The organism is Pseudomonas arabinosi, from assembly GCF_047758675.1.
Taxonomy (GTDB): domain Bacteria; phylum Pseudomonadota; class Gammaproteobacteria; order Pseudomonadales; family Pseudomonadaceae; genus Aquipseudomonas; species Aquipseudomonas arabinosi.
In genome coordinates this window covers 6,495,467-6,517,054 of the sequence record NZ_CP180480.1, presented here as the reverse complement: position 1 = coordinate 6,517,054, position 21,588 = coordinate 6,495,467, and the positions used below count along the sequence as shown (strand labels likewise).

General features: G+C 60.4%; 22 protein-coding genes. 14 read left to right on the top strand and 8 right to left on the bottom strand.

Features of this window, described 5'->3' with window-relative positions; all coding sequences use genetic code 11:
• Positions 1-187 precede the first annotated feature (187 nt).
• The 7 genes from ACMXYJ_RS30300 to ACMXYJ_RS30270 all read left to right on the top strand — a co-directional run bounded on the left by ACMXYJ_RS30300 (position 188) and on the right by ACMXYJ_RS30270 (position 7,743).
• Positions 188-1,255 (top strand): DUF2333 family protein, encoded by a 1,068-nt coding sequence (locus ACMXYJ_RS30300; protein WP_415758086.1) that lies wholly within the window; start codon positions 188-190, stop codon positions 1,253-1,255.
• A 3-nt stretch (positions 1,256-1,258) separates the two neighbouring features.
• Positions 1,259-1,816, top strand: coding sequence for an NUDIX hydrolase (locus ACMXYJ_RS30295; protein ID WP_415758085.1), 558 nt, complete (start codon positions 1,259-1,261; stop codon positions 1,814-1,816).
• 193 nt (positions 1,817-2,009) lie between these two features.
• Positions 2,010-2,381: a translation initiation factor Sui1 gene (locus ACMXYJ_RS30290; RefSeq protein WP_007907444.1), complete on the top strand. Its 372-nt coding sequence runs from the start codon at positions 2,010-2,012 to the stop codon at positions 2,379-2,381.
• A gap of 214 nt (positions 2,382-2,595) precedes the next feature.
• Positions 2,596-4,509, top strand: coding sequence for an arginine decarboxylase (speA, locus tag ACMXYJ_RS30285; protein WP_415758084.1), 1,914 nt, complete (start codon positions 2,596-2,598; stop codon positions 4,507-4,509).
• 232 nt (positions 4,510-4,741) lie between these two features.
• Positions 4,742-6,070, top strand: coding sequence for a contractile injection system protein, VgrG/Pvc8 family (locus ACMXYJ_RS30280; RefSeq protein WP_415758083.1), 1,329 nt, complete (start codon positions 4,742-4,744; stop codon positions 6,068-6,070).
• A complete protein-coding gene (locus ACMXYJ_RS30275; RefSeq protein WP_415758082.1) occupies positions 6,067-6,849 on the top strand; it encodes a DUF4123 domain-containing protein in 783 nt (260 codons plus the stop codon). The genes ACMXYJ_RS30280 and ACMXYJ_RS30275 overlap by 4 nt, the downstream gene beginning before the upstream one ends.
• Positions 6,850-6,867: 18 nt before the next feature.
• Positions 6,868-7,743: an alpha/beta hydrolase gene (locus ACMXYJ_RS30270; RefSeq protein WP_415758081.1), complete on the top strand. Its 876-nt coding sequence runs from the start codon at positions 6,868-6,870 to the stop codon at positions 7,741-7,743.
• Here the strand turns inward: ACMXYJ_RS30270 and ACMXYJ_RS30265 are convergent.
• Positions 7,737-9,086, bottom strand: coding sequence for an MATE family efflux transporter (locus ACMXYJ_RS30265; RefSeq protein WP_415758080.1), 1,350 nt, complete (start codon positions 9,084-9,086; stop codon positions 7,737-7,739). The two genes, ACMXYJ_RS30270 and ACMXYJ_RS30265, sit on opposite strands and share 7 nt — an antisense overlap.
• 158 nt (positions 9,087-9,244) lie before the next feature.
• On the bottom strand, positions 9,245-9,538 hold the full coding sequence (locus ACMXYJ_RS30260) for a hypothetical protein (protein WP_415758079.1): 294 nt from the start codon (positions 9,536-9,538) through the stop codon (positions 9,245-9,247).
• A 162-nt stretch (positions 9,539-9,700) separates the two neighbouring features.
• Here ACMXYJ_RS30260 and ACMXYJ_RS30255 point away from each other — a divergent pair, with 162 nt between their 5' ends.
• The 5 genes from ACMXYJ_RS30255 (at position 9,701) to ACMXYJ_RS30235 (ending at position 14,130) form a co-directional block, all read left to right on the top strand.
• Complete coding sequence (locus ACMXYJ_RS30255) at positions 9,701-10,003, top strand: MazG-like family protein (RefSeq protein ID WP_129438809.1); 303 nt, start codon at positions 9,701-9,703, stop codon at positions 10,001-10,003.
• The gene (locus ACMXYJ_RS30250) at positions 10,003-10,752 is read left to right on the top strand and encodes a methyltransferase (RefSeq protein WP_415758078.1); all 750 of its coding nucleotides are present in this window, start codon (positions 10,003-10,005) and stop codon (positions 10,750-10,752) included. Before ACMXYJ_RS30255 ends, ACMXYJ_RS30250 begins: the two co-directional genes overlap by 1 nt.
• Positions 10,753-10,764: 12 nt before the next feature.
• A complete protein-coding gene (locus tag ACMXYJ_RS30245) occupies positions 10,765-11,379 on the top strand; it encodes a DUF4136 domain-containing protein (RefSeq protein WP_415758077.1) in 615 nt (204 codons plus the stop codon).
• 54 nt (positions 11,380-11,433) lie between these two features.
• Positions 11,434-11,991, top strand: coding sequence for a DUF4136 domain-containing protein (locus tag ACMXYJ_RS30240; protein WP_415758076.1), 558 nt, complete (start codon positions 11,434-11,436; stop codon positions 11,989-11,991).
• 156 nt (positions 11,992-12,147) lie between these two features.
• Positions 12,148-14,130: a pilus assembly protein TadG-related protein gene (locus tag ACMXYJ_RS30235; protein WP_415758075.1), complete on the top strand. Its 1,983-nt coding sequence runs from the start codon at positions 12,148-12,150 to the stop codon at positions 14,128-14,130.
• On the opposite strand, the gene ACMXYJ_RS30230 is transcribed toward ACMXYJ_RS30235, so the two are convergent.
• Positions 14,100-16,853: an ATP-binding protein gene (locus tag ACMXYJ_RS30230; protein ID WP_415758074.1), complete on the bottom strand. Its 2,754-nt coding sequence runs from the start codon at positions 16,851-16,853 to the stop codon at positions 14,100-14,102. The genes ACMXYJ_RS30235 and ACMXYJ_RS30230 overlap by 31 nt on opposite strands.
• On the bottom strand, positions 16,850-17,290 hold the full coding sequence (locus tag ACMXYJ_RS30225) for a TadE/TadG family type IV pilus assembly protein (RefSeq protein ID WP_415758073.1): 441 nt from the start codon (positions 17,288-17,290) through the stop codon (positions 16,850-16,852). Before ACMXYJ_RS30225 ends, ACMXYJ_RS30230 begins: the two co-directional genes overlap by 4 nt.
• 75 nt (positions 17,291-17,365) lie before the next feature.
• Between ACMXYJ_RS30225 and ACMXYJ_RS30220 the strand changes: the two genes are divergently transcribed.
• The gene (locus ACMXYJ_RS30220; protein ID WP_415758072.1) at positions 17,366-17,836 is read left to right on the top strand and encodes a prepilin peptidase; all 471 of its coding nucleotides are present in this window, start codon (positions 17,366-17,368) and stop codon (positions 17,834-17,836) included.
• Between the two features lie 113 nt (positions 17,837-17,949).
• Complete coding sequence (locus tag ACMXYJ_RS30215) at positions 17,950-18,732, top strand: response regulator (protein ID WP_415758071.1); 783 nt, start codon at positions 17,950-17,952, stop codon at positions 18,730-18,732.
• 65 nt (positions 18,733-18,797) lie between these two features.
• On the opposite strand, the gene ACMXYJ_RS30210 is transcribed toward ACMXYJ_RS30215, so the two are convergent.
• From ACMXYJ_RS30210 to ACMXYJ_RS30195, 4 genes are read right to left on the bottom strand one after another with little or no spacing between them, the layout of a single operon-like run.
• Complete coding sequence (locus ACMXYJ_RS30210) at positions 18,798-19,073, bottom strand: DUF3613 domain-containing protein (RefSeq protein WP_415758070.1); 276 nt, start codon at positions 19,071-19,073, stop codon at positions 18,798-18,800.
• A gap of 13 nt (positions 19,074-19,086) precedes the next feature.
• The gene (locus ACMXYJ_RS30205; protein ID WP_415758069.1) at positions 19,087-19,797 is read right to left on the bottom strand and encodes a hypothetical protein; all 711 of its coding nucleotides are present in this window, start codon (positions 19,795-19,797) and stop codon (positions 19,087-19,089) included.
• Positions 19,798-19,807: 10 nt separating this feature from the next.
• On the bottom strand, positions 19,808-20,698 hold the full coding sequence (locus ACMXYJ_RS30200) for a type II secretion system F family protein (RefSeq protein WP_415758068.1): 891 nt from the start codon (positions 20,696-20,698) through the stop codon (positions 19,808-19,810).
• The gene (locus ACMXYJ_RS30195) at positions 20,695-21,579 is read right to left on the bottom strand and encodes a type II secretion system F family protein (protein ID WP_415760827.1); all 885 of its coding nucleotides are present in this window, start codon (positions 21,577-21,579) and stop codon (positions 20,695-20,697) included. Before ACMXYJ_RS30195 ends, ACMXYJ_RS30200 begins: the two co-directional genes overlap by 4 nt.
• Positions 21,580-21,588 lie beyond the last annotated feature (9 nt).

The following is a 21,588-nucleotide window of genomic DNA, read 5'->3' as shown; positions in this document are numbered from 1 at the left end:
AGCGACCTGATTCAGTTTCTGACCGACTGGTCGCATAGGATCCAAGCTGTGCTTCATTTATAGTGGCCGTCGATCGTGGTCATTGTGCGGGTAGTGTTTGCGCAGGATTTAATGCGCGGCAAACGAGGCACGATGAGATAGGGTAGTGGTCGAACCGATGAACTCAAGTGATTGAAAGGATATCGCCATGCTGGACTGGAAGAACCGCGCGGGCAGCGCGCCTGAACGTGCCGCTGAACCGAAATCGGCCACCCGCAGTTACTTGGGTGGCCTGTTGTTCAGCCGGGCGCTGGCCACTCTGATTGTCATTTACTTGCTGGTGGCTATTGCGCTGGGCTGGTACTGGAGCCAGGAACCTGCGCTGTTTCCGGTTCAGCAGAATGCCCAGCTGGCCGCCGAGAAAGAAGGCAAGCAAATGGTCATCGGCTACACCACGGTCGAAACCCTCAAGACCGTCGCCGGTACTTTGCTGACCAAGCCGGGTGGCTATATCTCCAACGACCGTTTCCCGCCGGGCCTGTGGATGGATAACACGCCGAGCTGGGAATATGGCGTGCTGGTCCAGGTCCGTGACCTGAGTCGTGCACTGCGTAAAGACTTCGCTCGTTCCCAGTCGCAGTCCACCGAAGACGCTGACCTGGCCAAGGCCGAGCCGCGTTTCAACTTCGACAACAAGAGCTGGGTGCTGCCCTCCAGTGAGTCCGAATACCAGGAAGGCATCAACTCCCTGAGCCGTTATCAGGCGCGCCTGTCTGACCCCAGTCAGAAAAGTGCGCTGTTCTATGCCCGCGCCGACAACCTGAATAACTGGCTGGGCGATGTCGGCACCCGTTTGGGTTCGCTGTCGCAACGGCTGTCGGCCAGCGTTGGCCGGGTCAAGCTCAACACCGCGCTGAAAACCGAAGTCGTCGTGCCGGGTCAGGTGCCGCAGGTGGACGAAGAAATCGTCGAAACCCCGTGGATGCAGATCGACAACGTGTTCTACGAAGCTCGCGGTCAGGCGTGGGCCTTGTCCCATCTGCTGCGCGCCATCGAAGTCGACTTCGCCGATGTGCTGGCCAAGAAGAACGCCACGGTCAGCGTGCGTCAGATCATTCGTGAACTGGAAGCCTCGCAGGAACCGGTCTGGAGTCCTATGATCCTTAATGGCAGCGGTTTCGGGGTGCTGGCCAACCACTCGCTGGTCATGGCCAACTACATCTCCCGGGCCAACGCCGCAGTGATCGATTTGCGTCAATTGCTCAATCAGGGCTAAGTCATGGTCGATAGCGCCAGAGAGGTCGCGCACCGCGCGGCCTCGGATGCCGAACAGATCGCCTGGGTTGACGAGCAGGACAACCTGCTCGGCACCCTGGTCCGCTCCGACCTGCGTGAACGCGGGCTGATCGGACGTGGCACTTACATCATGCTGTTCAATTCCGCCGGTGAACTCTGCGTGCATCGACGCACGCTGAGCAAAGCCATTTATCCAGGTTTCTGGGACGTGGCGGCGGGGGGCATGGTGCTAGCGACCGAAACCTACGCCGAATCGGCGGCCCGCGAGCTGGAGGAAGAGCTGGGTGTGAGCGGTGTGGAACTGACTGCCCATGATCACTTTTTCTTCGAAGACACCGGCAATCGGCTCTGGTGTTCGGCGTTTTCGGCGGTGTGGGACGGCCCGTTGATCCTTCAACCGGAAGAGGTGCTGGAAGCGCGCTTCATCCCCATCGATCAGGTCCTGCTGGAAATCCAGCAAAAGCCTTATTGCCCGGACTCTCTGGCTGCGTTGAAGCGGTATCTTCGGGCCCGTGGGTCGGACGTCGCAAAAGAGGCATAAATTGGCGCTGATTGGCTCTTAGCAAGTCGGCTTTTTGCCGTTACACTGCGCGACCTTTTCAAGCTGAACCGGCACTCCTTTTTATAAGTGCGTCTGGCTCAGTAGCGCTGCCCCTGCCTGAGTGGGGCTTCGCGGTCGATGGCACTTGCCCAAGTTGCCGCGACCAGTCTTTGTCCTCCCAAGAGGATTGCCGGTGGCCAAAAAAGCCGCATCCTTCGCCGCCCTTGGTGGCCTGGTATTTTCCACCGACGCAGGTCGTCATTGCCCGGATTGCAGTCAACCGGTGGATGCCTGCATCTGCAAACAGACCGTTATCCCGGCCGGCGACGGCATCGCTCGCGTGCGTCGCGAAAGCAAGGGCCGTGGCGGCAAGACGGTGACCACCATCACCGGCGTGCCGTTGGCCGAAGACGCACTCAAGGACCTGGCGACCACGTTGAAGAAACGTTGCGGGACCGGTGGTGCGTTGAAAGACGGAATCATTGAAATCCAGGGCGATCATGTCGAGCTACTCTTGGCCGAGCTGATCAAACACGGTTTCAAAGCGAAGAAGTCCGGCGGCTAGCAGCCTCTGTGAAAACCACCCTCGGCTTGATCCAGTCCTGACAGCAGGTCTGGCGTCGTCTACATGGTTTTCACAGAGCCTGTTCTGACCGGTTTCTAAACTCACTGCGGTCAGCGAGGTCTATCCCCTCGTTGACGAACCGTCATTTTCATTCTTTAGACTGCGCCGGCCTGAACCCAGGCGACGCTCTATGACTTCTTTATAGGGGACTTCAATGTCCGTACGACGCACACGCAAAGACGATGGCAGCCAATGGACAGTTGCGGACAGCCGCAGTGTTTACGGGATTCGCCATTGGGGGGCCGGGTACTTCGCGATCAATGACGCCGGTCGCGTCGAAGTTCGTCCGAACGGTCCGACCAGTTCGCCTATCGACCTGTTCGAGCAAGTCGACCAGCTGCGCCAAAGCGGCCTGTCCTTGCCGTTGCTGGTGCGTTTTCCTGACATTCTTCAAGACCGCGTGCGTCAGCTGACCGGCGCGTTCGACGCCAACATCGAGCGTCTGGAATACCAGAGCAAGTACACCGCGCTGTACCCGATCAAGGTTAACCAGCAAGAAGCGGTGATCGAGAACATCATTGCCACCCAAGACGTGTCCATTGGTCTTGAAGCCGGCTCCAAGCCTGAACTGCTGGCCGTGCTGGCCCTGGCGCCGAAGGGCGGCACCATCGTCTGCAACGGCTACAAGGACCGCGAATTCATTCGTCTGGCGCTGATGGGCCAGAAGCTCGGCCACAACGTGTTCATCGTGATCGAGAAAGAATCCGAAGTCGCGCTGGTGATCGAAGAAGCTGCTTCGCTCAAGGTCAAACCACAGGTTGGCCTGCGCGTGCGTCTGTCGTCCCTGGCGTCGAGCAAGTGGGCCGACACCGGTGGCGAGAAATCCAAGTTCGGCCTGTCGGCGGCGCAACTGCTGTCGGTGGTCGAGCGGTTCCGCGCGGCTGGCCTGGATCAGGGCATTCGCCTGTTGCACTTCCACATGGGTTCGCAGATCGCCAACCTGGCGGACTACCAGCACGGCTTCAAGGAAGCGATTCGTTACTACGGCGAACTACGCAACCTCGGCCTGCCGGTGGATCACATCGACGTCGGTGGCGGTTTGGGCGTGGACTACGATGGTACGCACTCGCGTAACGCCAGCTCGATCAACTACGACATGGACGATTACGCCGGTGTTGTGGTCGGGATGCTCAAGGAATTCTGCGACGCGCAGAACCTGCCGCACCCGAACATCTTCTCCGAAAGCGGTCGTTCCCTGACCGCTCACCACGCGATGCTGGTGGTGCAAGTGACCGACGTCGAGAAACACAACGACGACGTGCCGCAGATCGACAACAAGGAAGAACTGCCGGAAACCGTGCAGTGGCTGGTTGACCTGCTGGGCCCGACCGACATCGAGATGGTCACCGAAACCTACTGGCGCGCCACTCACTACATGAGCGACATCGCGACCCAGTACGCCGATGGCAAGCTGACCCTGGCCGAGAAAGCCCTGGCCGAGCAATGCTACTTCGCGGTGTGCCGTCGCCTGCACAACTCGTTGAAGGCTCGTCAGCGTTCGCACCGTCAGGTGCTCGACGAACTCAACGACAAGCTGGCCGACAAGTACATCTGCAACTTCTCGGTATTCCAGAGCCTGCCGGACACTTGGGCCATCGGCCAGGTCCTGCCGATCCTGCCGCTGCACCGTCTCGACGAAGAGCCGCTGCGCCGTGCCGTGCTGCAAGACCTGACCTGCGACTCCGACGGCAAGATCAAGCAATACGTCGACGAGCAGAGCATCGAAACCAGCCTGCCGGTTCACGGTTTGAACGACGGTGAAGACTACCTGCTGGGTATCTTCCTGGTCGGTGCCTACCAGGAGATCCTCGGCGACATGCACAACCTGTTCGGTGACACCGACTCGGTGAACATCTATCAGAACGCTGACGGCAGCGTGTACCACGCGGGTATCGAAACCCACGACACTATCGAAGACATGCTGCGTTACGTGCACTTGTCGCCGGAAGAGTTGATGACCCACTACCGCGACAAATGCGCCAGTGCCCGCATCACCGCCGCCGAGCGTACCCAGTTCCTCGACGCGCTGCGTCTGGGCCTGACCCGTTCCTCTTACCTGTCTTCTTGAGGTAAGCACTGCTCTCATCAGGTTGTCTGAAAATGTTCCGCACGTAGCGGAAATTTCAGATGACTTGGTGGGATGCCTCTCTGATTTCAAGCGAAATGACTTACATTCCTGGCCATCCAGGCGATGTGGTCTTCTTTTCGCGTAGGTCATTTCCTAAGTTGTACTTCGGCACTCTACTCGGCCAACTCTCTCGGAGAGAATCCCCGGCCGCCCCTCCTGTAGAGAATCGCCGATGTTCGATCCAGTCAACGAGCCGTCATTTCGTCTGGATGTAGAGGGTCTGCCCGACCCCTTTGAGGTCTTGGCCTTTACCGGTAAAGAAGCCATCAGCGAGCCATTTGTGTTCGACGTGGATCTGCTGGTCGATGACCCGACACTCGACCTTGCAAGCCTGCTGTACCGTCCGGCCTTTTTGCATGTCGGGCCTGCGGGAAACGGCTTTCACGGACAATTGCATGAACTCGTCCAGCGTGATCATGACCCGGCTGTCAGGCTCTGTCGCGTACGTCTGGGGCCGAAGCTGGCGTGCCTTTCCCTGCGCTTTAGCCAGCGAATTTTCAGCGCGCGCTCGGTGCCGCAAATCCTCAGCCAGGTGCTAAAGGAACATGGTATTGCCGGCAAGCATCGGCGCTTTGAGCTGAGTGGCGATTACCCAGTCCGTGAATTCTGTACGCAGTACCGGGAATCAGACCTGCAATTTATCCAGCGGCTGTGTGCCCAGGAACGGCTTCACTACCATTTCGAACACGGCGAGCGCGGGCATTGCGTGGTTTTCGGTGATGGTCAGGGTCATTTTTGCCTCGGCGAAAATGCGCTCTTCCAAGTCGAGAGTGAGCAATCAGCGGTACGTGAATTCGAGCTTCTAGGCTGCGCTGGGCAACGAACCGCGCCGATTGCCGAAGGCCGGACGGACCTGACGGCGCTGCGCAGCGGTCAGTTGATGCCGCTGTCCGGTCATCCGATTGCCGACTGGAATCATCTCTGGCTGCTGACCCATGTGGAGCATCAGGGCAGCCAGGATTTAACGGCGTCCTACAGCAACCAGATCCGCGCGATTCACTGGCAGGTGCCTTTTGTAGCGCCTCATTGCGCAGTGAAACCCAGGATGCACAGCCTGCAACGGGCCTGGGTGGTCAACATTGATGAGGCATGCCCCGATCCGTCCAGACCGGTTGCCGTGCAATTTGACTGGCTCTATCAGGGCGAGGGCGCGGTGCCCAGCCACAGTTGGCTGCCGGTGGCCGCTGAACTGGGCGACGCGGCAGTCACGCAGTTGAGTGAGGGGGCCGAGGTGGTGGTGAGCTTTATCGAGGGGGATCCGGATCAGCCCCTGATTACCGGGTTTCTTAACGTCCCTTCGCCCGTTGAAGAGGTTGAGGAGGTCGGCCCGCCGCGCACATCAGCGACAGATGATGTCGAGGGCATGCTGGAGCTTCTGCAATCGAGCGAACCATTGATGTTGCTATGTCTGCTGCCCGGTGGCGGCAGTTACAACCATTGCAAGCAGGCCCTCTGCACCTGTCGGGCGGCGAAGCGATTTGGCCAGAGCGGTGCGGCATGATCGTCGCGACCCCGCAATGGCTATTGCTGGATGTGCCGGGCGCGCCACAGGCGGGGGCGATGCTGCAACAGCAGTTTGCGCATGCCCGGTGGTTCTGGTTGTTTGAAGGCACTGAGTGGCAGGCGTTGCGTGAACACGGTCCGGCCCTGATCGACCTTCGAACATGCCCTGTGCTGGCTGGGTTGTGCCACAGCGAAGTGCCCCTCTGGCGTGGCTTGCTGATCGCCAGTGAAGCGTCTTCGCCTCTGTTGCTGGAGCATCTGCGCCGCATGCTCACGGTCACTGTCGGTGTGCATCATCGAGCCTTGTTGAGTTACTACAACCCACAAACGGCCAGTTACTTGTTCGATGCCTGCGATGCGCAGGAGCTGAGTCGCTGGCTGGGTCCTATCAGCCATTTGCGCTGGTTCGGCGGGACGTGGGCCGACCGCGCGATCGGCAGTCAGGGCTGGCAGCAGCTGGTCAATCCGGGACTTGCCGTCAGCCCTTTGGCGGTTGAAGAAAACCTCAGTCCTCGACAGCAGGAAAAACTGCAAACCTGCCTGCTGGAGCAGCATGCCTGGCACTGGAGTCGGTCCACGGGGACGGACTACAACACGCTGTGGTCCCACGTGCAGGAAGGGCTGGCGCTGGAATTTACCGAGCGCCCGGTACTCGATGACTGGTTATGGCTACGCTTGCAGTACCCCGGCGCTTTGCCTGGGTACGCATTGCCGGGACTCACCCAGCAGGAGCGTCTCGATAACCTGCGCAACCGGTGGCAGAACGATCAACCCTGAACACGAGGTTCAACATCGATGGCGAGCACCACACGGCGGTTGTTCAGCCTGATAATCGGCGGCGTAATGCTGGTTGTGATGACGGCGTGCTCGCCGCTGAAGTTGCTCAATGCGCTGACCCCCGACGCAACCTGCGACAAGACCGAGGGCATTGCCTATGGCCCTGACCCGCGGCAAAAACTCGATGTGTATGTACCGCGCCCTCCCATGAAAAACGCCCCGGTGGTGGTGTTTTTCTACGGCGGCAGCTGGAACAGCGGTTCACGCAGCGATTACGCTTTTGTTGGCGAGGCCTTGGCGTCCCGAGGAATTATTGCGGTGCTGGCGGACTATCGGTTGTATCCGCAGGTGCATTATCCGCTGTTCCTTGAAGATGGCGCCCGGGCCGTGGCCTGGACCCATGAACACATTCGTCAATACTCCGGGAGCCCACAGCGGTTGTACCTGATGGGCCACAGTTCCGGGGCCTACAACGTCGCGATGCTGGCGTTGGACCCCGGGTTACTGGGGGCGGTGGGGCTGTCACCGCACAACCTCAGCGGCTGGATCGGTCTGGCCGGGCCTTATGATTTTCTGCCGATCAAGAATCCGCAGGTGCGCCCGGTGTTTTTCTGGCCGGACTCACCGCCGCGGTCGCAGCCAATCAATCATGTCAGTCGCGGTGCACCACCGGCCTTGTTGATCGCGGCGAGCGACGATGAACTGGTCAACCCGGCCCGCAACACCGGTGGTCTGGCACGCAAACTGCGCGAGGCGGGCGTGCCGGTGCAGGACCTGTATTTCTCGCGCACCAGCCACGCCACGCTGGTGGCGACGTTGTCCCGGCCGATGCGCGGTTTGGCTCCGGTGCTGGATGTGGTCACGGCCTTCGTCAAAGCAACGCCGACTCAGTGAGCTTTGCCGGCGAACCAGCCGTCGTTTTTGTGCAGGTACCAGGCAAACGCACCGAGGGTCAGGCTGCGCAGCACCATGAACAATAGAAAGGTTATCCACAGTCCATGGTTGCCAAAACCTTGCAGCGCCCAAGCGAACGGCAGCAACAAAACCACCGTCAGCAGCATGCCGTTGCGCATTTCCCGGGCCCGGGTGGCGCCGATAAACAACCCGTCGAGCAGGTAACTCCCGACCGCAATCAGCGGCAGCGCGGCGAGGTAGGGCAGGTAGATGAACGCCGTGTCGCGCACGCTCTGAATGTTGGTCTGCATCTCGATAAACAGATGCCCGGCGAACAGGAACAGCACGGCAAAACCCAGGCTCGCCAGCAACGACCAGCCGCAAGCCACCACCAATGAGCGGCGCAGGGCCTCCCGATCACGAGCACCAATGGCATGCCCACACAGAGCTTCCACCGCGTGGGCCAGGCCGTCCAGCGCATGGGCGGTCAGCAGCAAACCATTGAGCAGCAGCGCGTTGGCGGCGACGGTGGCATCACCCAGCCGCGCGCCTTGCACGGTGATCAGGAAAAACACCGATTGCAGCGCCAGGCTGCGGATGAAAATGTCGCGGTTGACCGCCAATAGCGGGCGCCAGCTCTGCCACAGCGCCAGCGCGGCCCAGGCGATGTGGCCGGGGTAGGCGCGCAGGGCGTTGCGGGTCATCAGCAGGCCGATCAGCGCGCCGGTCCATTCGGCGATCACCGATGCTCGGGCGGCACCGACCACACCCCATTCCAGCCCGAGGACGAACCACAGGTTCAGCGCGATATTCACCAGGTTGGTGCTCAGTAGAATGGCCAGCGGCGCCCGGGCGTTCTGAGTGCCGAGGAACCAGCCGACCAGCGCATAACTGGCCAACGCTGCCGGCAGGCCGAAAAGGCGGGTGTGGAAAAATTCGCGGGTCAGCTGATCCAGCTCCGCCGACGGCTGCATGAAATGCAGCGCGACCCCACTCAACGGCACACCCAGTGCTCCCAGGACAATGGCCAGGCCCATGGCCAGCAACAGACCCTGCAGCAAGATCTGCCGCAATGCCGCGCCGTCCCCACGCCCGGCGGCCTGTGCGGCGAACCCGGTGGTGCCCATGCGCAGAAACCCCATGGCCCAGGCGAGAAAGGTATACAGGCTGGCCCCGACCGCGACGGCGCCCAACTGATGGGCGTGGGGCAAGTGCCCGATGACGGTACTGTCGACCAGCGCCACCAGCGGGACGGAAATGTTCGAGAGAATCATCGGCGCGGCGAGTGCCCACACTCGACGATGGGTAGGGCGGTCGCGCCAGTCGGTGATCAGGTTGGACATGCAGGCTCCTTGGGGGAGCGGCATTGTAGCGACAGTTTGCGGTGATCGTTCCCATGCTCTGCGTGGGAATGCCTCCTGTGACGCTCTGCGTCACGCCGTCAGGGACGCGGAGCGTCCCGGGCTGCATTCCCACGCAGAGCGTGGGAACGATCAGGTTGCTAGTGGATTATCCAGCTCAACAACCACAACCCCAGCATCAACCAGATAATCCCCATGATGATCGACGCATTCATGAACGCCCGAATCGCCGACCACAACAGCATCAACCCCAAAATCAGCGCAACGATGCTGATGATCGATGCGTCCATGCCCAGCGCACGGGACAGCCCTTCGACAAAGTTGCTGCCGGCATGGCTCAACAGATTGAACAAGCCGCTGAGGCCGTCAACGATGAAGCGGATAACCGAACCGAGTGCCTGGCCGAGCCATTCGAAAAAACTTTCTACCTGCATGTCATGAGCGTCCTTGATGAAAGTGGTGGCATGGTTGCCGGACTTGAGCCTTGGGCTATCGAGCAGGGTGCCGAGTTCCCTCCAAGCATAGTGGTTTTGCAGCGCTTGCCGCTTGCCTTCATTCCTTATCCCCCCGAAGCTATACGCCTTCAGGAGAGCCCGATGAACCTTGTTGAACTGACCGAACGCCTGCACGCCATCCGTGACCGCAATGACTGGCGGCAATTTCACAGCCCGAAAAACCTGGCCATGGCCGCGAGCGTGGAAATGTCCGAGCTGGTGGAGATTTTCCAGTGGCTGACCGAAGACCAGTCGCGCCAGTTGCCGGCGGACACACTCGCCCATGCCGGGCAGGAAATCGGCGACATCGTGCTCTATCTACTGCTGCTGTGCAGCGAGTTGGGGTTGGACATGAATGAAGTCGTGCGCAGCAAACTCGCGGACAGTGAACGGAGGTTCAGCTGATGACCGACCGTCATTTCGATCAACTGGCAACCCGCTTCGCCGAAAAAATCTACGGCGGTGCCAAAGGCGCGATCCGTCTGGCGGTGCTTCAGGCCGACCTGGCCGAAACCCTGCCGGACCGGCCGTTGCGCGTACTGGACATCGGCGCCGGCCTGGGCCACATGTCGTTGTGGCTGGCCGAGCGTGGTCATGAGGTCACGCTGGCCGAGCCCGCCGAGCCAATGCTCGAAGGCGCCCGCCAACGCTTTGCCGACGCCGGGCAAACAGCGACGTTCATTCAGGCGCCATGGCAGGATCTGCTCGGCCAACTCACCGAACCCTACGACCTGGTGCTGTGCCACGCCGTGTTGGAATGGCTGGCCGAACCTCATGCGATCCTGCCGGTGCTGCATCAATTGACCAAGCCGGATGGCTGGTTGTCCCTGGCCTTCTACAATCGCGATGCGTTGATCTATCGCAACCTGCTCAAAGGCCATTTCCGCAAGATGCGCAAGAACGACATGGCCGGCGAGAAACAGAGCCTGACGCCGCAGCAGCCCCTTGATCCACGGGAACTGGCGGCGCAACTTGAAGGCCTGTGGCAGGTCGAAACCCAGAGCGGGGTGCGAGTTTTTCACGACTACATGCCGGTGGAATTCCAGGCCCGCGTCGAACTGGTGGACTTGTTGGAAATGGAACTGGCCCACCGTCGTCACCCAAGCTTTGCCGGGCTTGGGCGTTACTTGCACTGGATCTGTCGGCCGGTCTGATCGGAGCGCGAAATGAACAGTCGTTCGGGGTTATTGGTGATCTGTCTCGGGTTGGCGGCCTGTCAGGGCAGCAATCCTTATGTGGCGTCATCCAACCCCTTGCCACCCGCGCCGCCTCAGGCGGCCAACACCTTTGACCGCAGCGCCTATCCGGCCCCGCCGCGCGACTACGGGCGTTACCGCAGCTGGGCCTGGCTCAACGGGCAGCTGCCGCCGGGCAGCGCCTGGGCGGATTCGGCGCAGGTCGCCGAAGCCGTCAGCAATGCGCTCGATCAACGTGGCTTGCGCCCGCTGCACGATAACCGCCCGGCCGACCTGTTTGTCAGCGCCGACTTGCACCTGGAAACCCGCCTGCGTCAGGTTCGGGACGACTATGGTTACTACGGCGGCGGTTATGGCGGTTACAACCGCTACGGCAGCGGTTACGGCATGTACAACACCGTGCCGATCGTTCGGACTTATCAGGAACAGGTCGTGGTGGTGCGGGTAGATTTGTTTGACGCCCAGAGTGGTCAACCGGTGTGGAGTGCCAGCGCCGAAACCAGCAATCGCGGCAGCCAGAGCGAGCGTGCCGATGCAATACGCGAAGCTGTGGAAAAGGCGATGTCGGCGTATCCTCCTGGTTAGCTTCTGTCGTTAAGAAGCATTGCGCAGGTTCATGTCTTCAACCGGAGAAATATCATGTTCCGCCGTCTCGCTTTACTGGCTGTGGCCGTGCTGCTCACTGCCTGCGCCGGCAGCCAGGTCAATCATGACTTCGATGCCAGCCGCGACTTCGCCGCCTATCGCAGCTGGAGCTGGAAAGAACCCGCCCTGCAATATCGGCCCGATGACCCTCGGATCAAGAGCGACCTGACTGAACAACGCATCCGCCAATCGGTGACCGAACAGCTGGATCAACGTGGCCTGCGTCCGGCTGCGGGTAGCCAAAAGGGCGATTTGAGTGTGCAGACCTATCTGATCGTCGAGCAGCGCCAGCAACAAGTGACCACCAACTACGGCGGCGCTTGGGGTAATCCATGGAACGGCTACTGGGGCGGGCCGATGTACAACGAAACCCGTAACGTCAGCTACAAAGTGGCGATCATCCAGATCGACCTGCTCGACGGCAAGGACGGCAAACTGGTGTGGCGCGGCAGTGACGAGCAGATTCTTAGCCGCACAACGAACCCGTCGGACCGCAGCACGGCGATACGTGAAACGGTGGGGCGAATTCTCGCCAACTATCCACCCAAATAAACTCTACAACAAAAAAACCTGTGGGAGCGAGCTTGGTCCCACAGTGGTTTTTGTTGTCGGCACTGGCATGTTGCCAGCAACCCCGCCAAGTCTTGTCTACACTGCTGTTCACCCAAGGAGGTAGCCCTCAGCTGTGCACCGGCAAAGGAGTGTTCGATGTCTCCCCGTTTGCAGTTTCGCAGCCCGTCCCGGCAACGGGGGGCGATCGGTTTGATGGCGGCGCTGACATTGGGCATGGCTCTGGTGTTCTTGCTGGTCGTGGTCGACAGCGGTCGTTTGTACCTGAAAAAACGTGACCTGCAGCGCGTAGCGGACATGGCCGCACTTGAAGCTTCCACCCGAGGGGGTGATTGCGCCGCTGGCAACACCGCCACCGTCTATGCCACCGCCAGCGCAAACCGTAACGGCTTCACCCTTCCTGACCCCAATCACACTCTGCTGGTCGCTTGCGGCGCCTTGACCCTGGATGCCAATAACCTTCGAGTGTTTGGCGCCGACCCGAGCAAGAGCGAAGCCATTCGGGTGATCGCCAGCCATTCGGTCCCGCAGAGTGTCGCCGGCGGTATCGGCGCCCTGTTCGGTGGCGCTCCACGCGCGGCGACCATCAACCTGACGGCCAGCGCTGTCGCCGCATTACCGCCACCGCTGGCTTCGCTGACCCTGCGCAGCACGACGCTGAGCGTCGACACCAGCAAATCGGCCACGCTCAACGCGCTGTTCGGCGGTTTGCTCGGGGGTAACCTGAACATCAATGCGGCGGGCTGGAACGGACTGGTGAACACCAACATCAGCCTGCTCGGCTACCTCGATCGATTGAAGGTCGACCTTAACCTCAGCGCTGCCGGGTATGACCAGGTATTGGGCAATACGATTGCCGTCAGCCAGCTGATCCAGACCGCCGTCAATGTACTGGACCCCGGCGGCACACTCGGCGCGACCGCAACCATTACGAGTCTTCAAGCGCTGAAAGTCGCGGCAGGCGCAACCACCGTCGTACTCGGCAACGTGCTGCACGTCGAGGCTGGCAGCACCGTGACGGCGCTGGGGACCAACCTGAAAGTGTTCGACCTGATCGAGGCGGTCGTGCAACTGGCCAACAAGAAAAACGGCCTGGTGGCGACCCTGCCGATCAACCTTGCGGGGCTGGCGCAAATCACCGCTCGGGTGCAGATACTGGAGCCGCCACAGCTCTCGGCCATCGGCAATCCGAAAAGCGCCGCGCTCGCGCCTTTGGGGCCCAACCGGATCTATGTGAAAACCGCTCAGGTGCGTACATTGCTGTCGATCGACTTGCCGGTGCTCGATTCCATCGTGGCGCTGATCAATGCGGCGGCTGATCTGGCAGGCCCGCTGACCAACACACTCAACGCCTTGCTCAATCTCAACCTGGTGGGAGTGCTCAACTCACTGACCTGTGCCTTGCTCGTGCCCTGTCAGACACCCGACATCATCGTGCTGCCGCCACCGATACGTATCGACGTGGCGCTGGACGTTGCCAGCGCCAACAGCTATGTCACTGCCTACAGTTGCGTCAGTACCACCAACAAAACCCTGACCACCAACACCAGCACTTCGCTGGTAAATCTGAAGATCGGCAAGATCGATCCAGCCACCGCTTTCGGCAGCAACACCACGCCACCGGCGGTAGTGGTGCAGCCGTTGAAGGTGATCGATATCGGGGTGAAAACCTGTATGAGGATTCTGTTCCTGCCCATCTCCTGCGACCCACGGATTCCAGGCGTCGGCGGCGGCATCAGTATCATGGCCGACACCACCGTGGCACAGAGCGCCAACATGCCGCACGTCTATTCCGCACCGCCGGCCACCAGCCTGCCGGAGATCAACCAGCCACCGTTCTACTATTCCTATTCCACCAGCAATATCGTCAGCAGCCTTACCGACACGGCGACCAATATCAAGGTCAACATGTACGGCCCGACGGGCAGTCTGGTCGGTGGTCTGGGGGCCATCCTCAACAGTGTCACCACGTTGCTGGTCAACGCGATCAACAGCGTGCTCAGCCCGTTGCTCGACACTTTGATCAACACGCTGCTGCTCAGTCTGGGGATCGATCTGAACAAGGTCGATGTCGGCGCCAACCTCAGTTGTCACTCAGGACGAGCGACACTGGTGATCTGATCGTCGGCGGCAATCGGCAGCTCGATACAAAACCGTGCGCCCTCGACCGAGTTTCTGACGCTCAGTTTTCCGCCCATGTTCTCGACGATGCCGTAACTCACCGACAACCCGAGCCCGGTGCCGACACCCACGGGTTTGGTGGTGAAAAACGGCTCGAAAATCCGCTCCAGCAACCGCGGATCGATACCGCCGCCGTTGTCCTCGACCCACAGTCGCACCGAATACTCATCACGTTCGGCGTACACCGAAATCCACGGTTTGAACTCGCGGTCGGCCTCGCGTTTGCCGAGCAGCGCATCCCGAGCGTTGACCATCAGATTGATCAACACCTGTTCGAGCTGATCGACGTAACCGCGCACTTGCACGTCAAACCCGGTCTCGCTGACCCGCAGATCGACCCCTTTTCCGCGCATCCCTTCGGCCAGCAGCGACAGCGTGCCTTCGATGGCTTGTGCCGGATTAAACGGATGTTGCTCGATCTCCGAGCGGCGGCCAAACACCCGCATGTGATCCACCACCCGCGCGGCGCGCTGGACCTGTGCATCGATGCGGTTGAGCTTGTCGGTCAGGTAGTCGATCTGCGCATCGCCGTTGCTCAGACGCTTGAGCACGTTGACGATGGCCATGCGCATCACATTCAACGGCTGATTGATTTCATGGGCCAGCCCTGTGGCCATTTCGCCGAGGGTGGCCATTTTTGCACTTTGGGTGAGCTGCTGCTGGGCGCGGCGGACCTCGGTGTTGTCGCGACCCACCGCCTGAATCTCCAGCAAATGGCCGTGTTCATCGAACACCCCGCGATCCGACCACACCCACCAGGCATGTTCCCGTCCCGGCAGTTGCAGGTTGATTTCCGCGGTGCTGACCGGGAATTCCGGGCTGAGTCGGCTGAGCCGCTGGAGAAACGCTTCGCGCTGTTCCTGCGACATCCAGCTGCCCAGATTCACCCCGGGCAGTTGCTCGGGTTGGCACTCCAGGTAAGTCGCCAGCGGGCGGTTGCCGAAGGTCAGGGTCAGGTCCGGGCGGTAGCGGCAGATCATTGCCGGAGAGTCTTCCACCAGGATCCGGTAACGTTCTTCACTTTGCTTCACCTGTTCGGCGGCCAGGGTTGCTTCGGTGACATCCAGCCACAGGCCGACGGCTTCCACCGGCAAGCCAAGGTCGTCGCGCAGTAGCTTGGCTTCATCGAGTAGCCAGTGGTATTCGCCGCGACTGTCGCGCAGCCGATAGCGGGCGCGCACCGAACCTTCCCGCAGCAAATGTCGGGTACGTTCGAAGTACCGATCGCGGTCATCCGGGTGCACCCTTTCAACCAAGGTCCCTGTCGCGCAATCAGCCAGTGTCCAGCCGAGCAGCGGCAGTAGGCTGTCACTGAAAAACGTTGGTTGCAGCGCACCTTCGACATAGCGTTGCACGTAGATCACCGCCGGCGAGCTGGCGATCAGGTTGTCCAGTCGGGCATGGGCCGCCGCCGCGTTTTGCTCCTGGTTTTTGATGTCGCTGATGTCGAGCATGAAACCCACCAACCGCCGGTTTTTACCGATGCCCAGGACCTGGCCCTGCAGGCGATACCAGTTCGGCGTTTGTGCCAAACGCACGCACAGCAGCAGTGGAATGCCGTCGTCTTGCAAGGCTTGCAGACGACTGCTCAGCTCTTCACGGTCGGCGGGGTGCACCCGATCAAGCCAGTCGTGCAGCGGCAAACGATCGATCGCAAGGTTCAGGTGACTGGCCAGCGACGGCGCCAATTGCACCTCGCGACTGTCGCTGAACACCTCCCACCATCCGGTGCCGAGCAAGGCTTGCAGCGACTCCAGCCGTTCCAGTTGCAGATGGTGTCGGTGTTCGCGCAAGCGCTCAAGCAACGGGCCTGCCAGCGCGGCGGTCAGTTGTAACCAGTCGCGATCATTCAGGTCGGGTGCCTGTTGCTGCACCGGATAAAGGCCACACAGCAACCAGGCGACCACACCCTGAGCATCGTGATAGGGCACCGCGAACCCTTCGGCATTACCGAAGATGCCTTGCAAACGGGGATGTTCAGCGGGCGTCAGGCATTGCGGCGCAGAGCCGTTCAGGCTGTCGAGCACCGTGCCCAGGCGCTGAGCGTTTTGCCACAGGTGGGGCGCATCGAAGGCCGTGTATTGCTGGTGAATCTGCCAGCCTTCTTCCTGTTCATCGAGCAGCGCCACCGCAATGCATGGCATGTGGAAACGCTGGGCCAGGCCTTGCAGCTGTTCCGCCAACACCTCGGGCAGGCGCGTCAGGTTGCACCGGCGCAACTGTTCGCCGATCTGCGCGGCGAGTAATTGGCATTGCTCGCGGCTGCGTGATTGCCGGCGATCGAGCAACAAGTCGCCGATATCCAGCAACTGCAACAGCCAGGCATCGGCCAATGGCTGGACCCAGCCGCGCAGGTGCAGGGGTTGTCCGTTGAGGCTGTAAAAGTCCAGGTCCAGACTCTGTCCCTGCCAGTCGACGGGCGAGCCTTCAACGGCGAGGCAGCTGTGAGGCATGAGGAAATCGAGCAGGTGCGGTGCTTGTGCCGCGGGTGTCTGCTGGGCCAGCACGTGCCGCAGCGGGCCGGTCAGGTGAGTCACTCGACCGTCGGCATCCAGATGCATCTGCAAGCCGACACTTTGCACGCTCAGGGTGTCTGGCGTGTCCACGGGCTGAGGCGGATGGCGGTTGAGCAGGCGCCCGAAGAGTTTGTCTGCGGAACTCAAAATTGCAGGCTCGAACTGGCGCTGAGGTTTACCGGCAGATTGGGCACTCGGCCAATTCCCGGCAAGGTCAGAAGCGGGATGACCTGCTGCAGTTTGCTGGTGGGGTAGTTGATGCTGACCTTCAACACCCCGCCCACGTAGGTGGCGCTGGCGTCGGTGGCGACATTGAAATTCAGTGCGGCAGGAATCCAGGCGAGCTGTCGGCTCAGTTCTGTCGTGGCAATGGTTTTTATCGCGGTGTCGTATCCGGGGGTGCTCGGATCCAGCGCCACGCTTCGGCGCACCGCTTCGGCGGTCGACTGGGTAAACGATTGCATCAGCAACAGCGGCAAGCTGTAAGTGACGATTCCATAGAACACGGCGAAAAAGATCAGAAACACCAAAGCGAATTCAATCGCTACAGCGCCTTTTTGCTTACGGGGGAGGCCTATTTTCATGACTGCGTCTACCCTGATATTCACGACGTGATATCAGCATAGAATCATTCAGCCAAAACGGACGTTTTTTACCGGATGCAGAGCTTTGTATTACTGATCTGGCTGACGCTATGCGCAGCACAGGATGCTCGAGAACGGCACATCGCCAATGGCCTGACCCTTGGCGCAGCGGTGTTGGCGCTGGCGTATCTGCTGTGGACGGGCACTACTTGGCTGGGGGCCGAGGCAGTGCAGGGCGGCTGGGCTTTTTTGCTGGCGCTGGCTTTTACCTTGCCCGGTTATGCACTGAAACGCTTGGGCGCAGGCGATGTGAAATTGATGACCGGCCTGGGGCTGGCGACGGACGGCATGCACCTGCTCGGCGTGTTCATCGGTGCCGGATTGGCCAGTGTGCTGTGGCTGCTGCTGGCGCCAAGAGTCTGGCTTCATATGGGCCAAGGGCTTAGAAATCATCTTCGATATCTGGAGCCTGGAATGTCAAAGAAACAACCCTTTGCACCCTTCGTATTGGTGGGCCTGTTGCTCACACTCGCCTGGTTTCACTAGTCGCCTGTTCTATGTACAGAGTCGGAAAGTACGACTACTTTCAATTCAGCATTTGTACAGTCTGTGGCTGCTTGTAGAGGAACGGACAACTTTGACCCGGCAGGGAGTCGCACGTGAACAAGCTTTCTTCGGCTGTAAAAATCCTTGTGGTCGACGACCAGCCGTTGATTGCCGCAGAGCTCTGTGAGTTTCTTGAAGGCCGCGGTTACCGTTGCGTTTCTTGCGAGTCTGGCAAACAGGCCGTCGAGCTTTTCAATGAAGACGAAGCGATTGGCCTGGTGCTTTGCGATTTGCACATGCCCGGTCTGGACGGGATTCAACTGGTTCAGGAGCTGCAACGGTTATCCGGCAAGCACCGTGTGTTTGAAGCAATCATGCTCACTGGGCGTGCGGACAAGCAGGATGTGATCAAGGCCTTGCGGGCCGGGTTTGCCGATTACTACCAGAAGCCGATTAATCTGGGTGAGTTGCTCGAAGGGATTGCGCGTCAGGCAGTGGTGTTGCAGGAACGGCAGAAGAGTGTGCAGCTGGGGCATCTGGATCAGAAGCTGCAGTACCTTGCCGAGTCGATCGATGATCTGTATCAGGATCTGGATAAAGTTCGGCGTGGGCCGCGGTTATCGGTTTCCACTGATGAGGATGTCAGTGCTGTGGATCGGGTTGAGATTCCGGCGATTTTCAGTCAGCTGTCGCCAAGGCAGTGGGAAGTGGCCCGGTTGGTGGGGAAGGGGCAGACGAATTATCAGATTGCCTGTGAGTTGGGAATTACCGAGAACACGGTGAAGCTTTATGTGTCGCAGGTTTTGCGGTTGACGCATATGCATAATCGAACGCAGTTGGCGCTGGCTTTGTTACCCGGTCATTCTGGATTGCGTCAGGGGGTGACTGCACATTAGGTTTTTGTTGGTGTGCAGTCGGCCCGAAAAACGCTAGCCCCAAACGTCCAATTCCCTGATCAAGACTACCCCCCCGACCCCGCGTCCACCTGCCCGCTCTCATACTGATCAAAGTATTCCGGGATCTCATGCTGATAGCTTTTCAACCAACGCTGCATGCTCAGCTCGCGCTCGGTCGCGGTTGAGGTTTGCGGTTTCTGGGACGCCGCCTTGTTGCTGCGTTGCAGTTGCAGCCAGCCTTCGGTTTCCTGTTGTTGGGCCGAGGCGGGGCCGGGGTCGATGGCATGAGCGGTGAGGGGCAAGGCCAGCAGGCCGATGCAGCAGAGGATGGTCGGTTTCATCAAAAGCCTCTCCTTATTGAAGCGTCGGTGTGGCGACAGCGACCTGGTTTACGGCGGTCGGGCCGGACTTGCTCGGTGTCTTGAGTCTTTGCGCGCGGGCCTGGGCTTCGGTGACTTGGGCGGGGCTCAGGCCGAGACGGCTGACGAGTTCGGCCGCGCGGCTCCAGTCATCCTGGTAGATCAGCAGCGTGACCAGATTCAACGCGGCCAGTTGATCGCTTTGCTTGAGCTCCATGGCCGTCAGAAATTCAAAACGCGCATCCTCGACGCGTAATTGGTTGAGGTACACCACGCCGAGGTCGTTGCGGATTTTCTCGTCGGTCGGCGCTAGCCGTGCGGCCCGTTGCAAGTGGGCTTGTGCCAGGCCGTTGTCGCCCTTGGCGGCGGCGAGTTGGCCCAGGCCGTGTTCGGCTTCGGCGGCCAGGCAACTGCCGAGCAGGCTGCGGTATAACGGCTCGGCTTCGCTGCGGCCCAGCAGTCGATAGACCTTGGCCTTGCGCAGGCGCACGTCGGCCAGGTTGTCTGGCAGGCTTTGCAGGTTGGCGAGGCTGGCGTGCAGTTTGCCGTCATTGGCCATGTCATCGGCGAGGTTCAGCGACAGCTGGTCCTCGGAGGACAGCTTGGCGCAACTGGCCGTATTGGTCAGGGCGCTCCAGGGCGTCGCACCGTTGCTCGCGCAACCGCCTAACAACAGCAGCGTCAAACCGGCAATTATTGCTTTCATAGCGATCCCTCTAAGAACCAAAGGCATGGGACAGGGCGGTGAAGCCCGGGCCGGCCAGTACGATCAATAACGCCGGGAAGAGAAACAGCATCATCACGACGGACATTTTGGCGGACAGCTTGGAGATGTATTCCTGCAAGCGCGTCAGGCGCCGGTCATCGAGCAATTGCTTGAGGGACAACAGAGATTTCATCGCACCGCCCCCCTGATGGATCAACTGCTCAAGGATGACGCAGGTGTCGGTGAACTCGTCGACGGCCAGCAATCGGGTGGCTTTGTGCAGTTCTTCGCCCAGCTCCAGACCGGAATCGACCCGGGCCAATACCAGACGCAATTCATGGGTCAGGGCCGGCAATAATTGTTTGCCTTCATTGCTCAACACGCGCAGCGACTGCTCCACCGCCATGCCCGATTCGAACAGGATGCGCAGCAGCGGAATGAAGGTGGAAATCTCGCTCGCCAGTTGTTTTTGCCGACGCTGCGCGGCAGCGACCAGCAACCGTTTGGGCAACAGATAGCCGATGCCGGTGGCGAACACCGGGGCCATCCAGTGGTTGTCTACATGAGGGAAGAACACGCCCTGGATCAGCAAGGTCAGGGCCAGCGCAAGCACCGGGGCGCCGACCTGGAACGCCGCGAACAGTGAGCGTCGTCGGGCACTGCGCCAGCCGAGACGGTTAAGCAATGCCAGAGTTTCGTTATCCAGGTTGACCGAGCGCTGACCAATCCGGCTACTGCCCAGTACCTGCAGCCACTGATCCACACGGTTGTCGCTCGCCAGTTTGCCGTCGAGTCGTTGCGCCACCTGGCGTGCCCGTCGACGGTGTTCCAGCAAGCCGCTGAGCAGCAACAACGTTGCCCCCAGAAACAGCAATGCGCAGATCAGCAATGGCACTTTCATACGCTGCGCAACATATGCCAGAGCGCCAGGCTGCCGACCACCTGCAAGCCGAACGCGGACGCGAGCATGATTTGCCCCGAGTCGTCGTGCCACATGGCGAGCAGGTAATGAGGGTTGGTCGCGAGGAAATAGCCGGCCAGGCCAATCGGCAAACAGCCCAGGACCCAAGCGGTCACCCGGGTTTCACCGGTCATGGCCCTGAGCTGGCGCGAAGCCTGCTCGCGCTCCCGGATCATCTTGATCAGGTTTTCCAGCAATTCGCTGGCATTGCCGCCATAGCGGTGATTGACCTTCAACCCGAGTGCGAACAGGCGAAGCTCGTCTTTCTCATACAGCTCGGCGAGGTCAGCCGCGGCATCCGGCAGGCTGACCCCCAGCTGCACGTTGCGCTGAATCCGCCCCATGGCATTTTTCAGCGGGTCTTCAGCGGCGTCGATGGCGCCCAGCACCGCATCGGCCAGGGTGCGCCCGGACTTCAGACTGCGCACGGTGTGATCGAGCATTTGTGGCAGTTGTTCAATCATGCGCTGGAGTCGGCGCTGATAACGCCAATTGACATACAGACGCAGCATCAGCGGCGGTAGCAGTAACAGAACCAGCAAGCCGCCCCAGCCACCGGTAACAAATCCGAGCAACATGCCAAAGGCCCAGAGCAGCAGCCACACCCCCAGACGCTCGGAGGGACGCCCAAGGCCGGCCCGCAGAAAGGCTCGATCCAGACCGACCCAGGAGGTTTTCGTCGGCACCGGCTGCGGTTGCCCCTGGGTCAGACGTCCCAGCACCCGCTCGGTGCCGGTCTGGCGCAAACCGCGATAAAACAGGCGGATCGACAGTCCGAGCAAGACCAGACAAACGAGGATGAGCAGCACCGGTTTGAGCATGCCGTGGCC